The sequence below is a fragment of the Shewanella sp. MF05956 genome (assembly GCF_059758055.1).
The window spans coordinates 1-3,732 of sequence record NZ_JCAYNV010000038.1 but is presented as its reverse complement, the minus strand read 5'-3'; the positions used below and the strand labels follow the sequence as shown (position 1 = coordinate 3,732).

The 3,732-nt window shown below is 55.1% G+C and carries 1 protein-coding gene; it reads right to left on the bottom strand.

All coding sequences use genetic code 11. The features are described from left to right. A partial coding sequence (locus AC19MX_RS20995) for a beta strand repeat-containing protein (RefSeq protein WP_498299764.1) occupies positions 1-3,732 on the bottom strand: 3,732 nt, incomplete at both ends.

Sequence of the window (3,732 nt, the reverse complement as noted above, 5' to 3'; positions counted from 1 at the left end):
CAACATTATCAACAGGTTGTGTGTCGGTTGCGGTTGCAGATGGGTTACCGGCGATATCAATCACCTGTGCGGTGACATCAACATCGGTTGCGCCTGCGGTCACAGGGACTTCAACATCAAAGCCGTTGTCGAGCATGTCTTGAGTGACAGGGCCGTTAAACAATTCAGTGCCGTTGCCGTCGGTGACAATCAAGGTGTCGCCCACTTGCGTGCCCGTCGCTAAGGTGACGGTTGCGGTGACAGTGCCGTCAGTACCAATTTCATCGCTGTTAAAGATACCATCAGTGCCCATGCCGCTGAATTCTACAGTCGGTGCAGGAGCCATGGTGGCATCAACAGGTTGTGTATCCGTTGCGGTTGCAGACGGGTTACCGGCGATATCAATCACCTGTGCGGTGACATCAACATCGGTTGCGCCAGCGGTCACAGGGACTTCAACATCAAAGCCGTTGTCGAGCATGTCCTGGGTAACAGGGCCGTTAAACAATTCAGTGCCGTTGCCGTCGGTGACAATCAAGGTGTCGCCCACTTGGGTGCCGGTCGCTAAGGTCACGGTTGCGGTGACAGTGCCATCGCTACCAATTTCATCGCTGTTGAACACGCCATCAGTGCCCATGCCGCTGAACTCAACGCTAGGTGCAGGTGCGGCAACATTATCAACAGGTTGTGTGTCGGTTGCGGTTGCAGATGGGTTACCGGCGATATCAATCACCTGTGCGGTGACATCAACATCGGTTGCGCCAGCGGTCACAGGGACTTCAACATCAAAGCCATTATCCAGCATGTCCTGGGTAACAGGGCCGTTAAACAATTCAGTGCCGTTGCCGTCGGTGACAATCAAGGTGTCGCCCACTTGGGTGCCGGTCGCTAAGGTCACGGTTGCGGTGACAGTGCCATCGCTACCAATTTCATCGCTGTTGAACACGCCATCAGTGCCCATGCCGCTGAACTCAACGCTAGGTGCAGGTGCGGCAACATTATCAACAGGTTGTGTGTCGGTTGCGGTTGCAGATGGGTTACCGGCGATATCAATCACCTGTGCGGTGACATCAACATCGGTTGCGCCTGCAGTGACAGGGACTTCAACATCAAAGCCATTATCCAGCATGTCCTGAGTAACAGGGCCGTTAAACAATTCAGTGCCGTTGCCGTCGGTGACAATCAAGGTGTCGCCCACTTGGGTGCCCGTCGCTAAGGTGACGGTTGCGGTCACGGTGCCGTCAGCACCAATTTCGCTGGCGTTATAAATCCCATCAGTGCCCATGCCGCTGAACTCAACGCTAGGCGCAGGTGCCATGGTGGCATCAACAGGTTGTGTATCCGTTGCGGTTGCAGACGGGTTACCGGCGATATCAATCACCTGTGCGGTGACATCAACATCGGTTGCGCCTGCAGTGACAGGGACTTCAACATCAAAGCCATTATCCAGCATGTCCTGAGTAACAGGGCCGTTAAACAATTCAGTGCCGTTGCCGTCGGTGACAATCAAGGTGTCGCCCACTTGGGTGCCCGTCGCTAAGGTCACGGTTGCGGTCACAGTGCCGTCAGTACCAATTTCATCGCTGTTAAAGATACCATCAGTGCCCATGCCGCTGAATTCTACAGTCGGTGCAGGCGCCATGGTGGCATCAACAGGTTGTGTGTCGGTTGCGGTTGCAGATGGGTTACCGGCGATATCAATCACCTGTGCGGTGACATCAACATCGGTTGCGCCTGCAGTGACAGGGACTTCAACATCAAAGCCATTATCGAGCATGTCTTGGGTAACAGGGCCGTTAAACAATTCGGTGCCGTTGCCGTCGGTGACAATCAAGGTGTCGCCCACTTGGGTGCCGGTCGCTAAGGTCACGGTTGCGGTGACAGTGCCGTCAGAACCGATCTCATCGCTGTTGAACACGCCATCAGTGCCCATGCCGCTGAACTCAACGCTAGGCGCTGGTGCGGCAACATTATCAACAGGTTGTGTGTCGGTGGCGATTGCAGATGGGTTACCTGCAGCGTCAGTGACTTGAGCCGTGACGTTCACTTCTGTTGCGCCTGCAGTCACAGGGACTTCAACAGCGTAGCCATTGGTTAGCATCGCTTGCGTCACGGTGACCGTCGCTAATACGTTTCCGTTGCCATCGGTCACGACGAGAGTGTCGCCGATCTGGGTGCCGGTCGCTAAGGTGACGGTTGCGGTGACGGTGCCGTCAGCACCAATTTCGCTGGCGTTATAAATCCCATCAGTGCCCATGCCGCTGAATTCTACAGTCGGTGCAGGAGCCATGGTGGCATCAACAGGTTGTGTGTCGGTTGCGGTTGCAGATGGGTTACCGGCGATATCAATCACCTGTGCGGTGACATCAACATCGGTTGCGCCTGCAGTGACAGGGACTTCAACATCAAAGCCATTATCCAGCATGTCCTGAGTAACAGGGCCGTTAAACAATTCAGTGCCGTTGCCGTCGGTGACAATCAAGGTGTCGCCCACTTGGGTGCCGGTCGCTAAGGTCACGGTTGCGGTGACAGTGCCATCGCTACCAATTTCATCGCTGTTGAACACGCCATCAGTGCCCATGCCGCTGAACTCAACGCTAGGCGCAGGTGCCATAGTGGCATCAACAGGTTGTGTGTCGGTTGCGGTTGCAGATGGGTTACCGGCGATATCAATCACCTGTGCGGTGACATCAACATCGGTTGCGCCTGCAGTCACAGGGACTTCAACAGCGTAGCCATTGGTTAGCATCGCTTGCGTCACGGTGACCGTCGCTAATACGTTTCCGTTGCCATCGGTCACGACGAGAGTGTCGCCCACTTGCGTACCGGTCGCTAAGGTCACGGTTGCGGTGACAGTGCCGTCAGTACCGATCTCATCGCTGTTAAAGATACCGTCAGTGCCCATGCCGCTGAACTCAACGCTAGGCGCAGGCGCCATGGTGGCATCAACAGGTTGTGTATCCGTTGCGGTTGCAGATGGGTTACCGGCGATATCAATCACCTGTGCGGTGACATCAACATCGGTTGCGCCTGCAGTGACAGGGACTTCAACATCAAAGCCATTATCGAGCATGTCTTGGGTAACAGGGCCGTTAAACAATTCAGTGCCGTTGCCGTCGGTGACAATCAAGGTGTCGCCCACTTGGGTGCCAGTCGCTAAGGTCACGGTTGCGGTGACAGTGCCGTCAGAACCGATCTCATCGCTGTTGAACACGCCATCAGTGCCCATGCCGCTGAATTCTACAGTCGGTGCAGGAGCCATGGTGGCATCAACAGGTTGTGTATCCGTTGCGGTTGCAGACGGGTTACCGGCGATATCAATCACCTGTGCGGTGACATCAACATCGGTTGCGCCAGCGGTCACAGGGACTTCAACATCAAAGCCGTTGTCGAGCATGTCTTGAGTGACAGGGCCGTTAAACAATTCAGTGCCGTTGCCGTCGGTGACAATCAAGGTGTCGCCCACTTGGGTGCCGGTCGCTAAGGTCACGGTTGCGGTGACAGTGCCGTCAGTACCAATTTCATCGCTGTTAAAGATACCATCAGTGCCCATGCCGCTGAATTCTACAGTCGGTGCAGGAGCCATGGTGGCATCAACAGGTTGTGTATCCGTTGCGGTTGCAGACGGGTTACCGGCGATATCAATCACCTGTGCGGTGACATCAACATCGGTTGCGCCTGCGGTCACAGGGACTTCAACATCAAAGCCGTTATCCAGCATGTCCTGGGTAACAGGGCCGTTAAACAATTCAG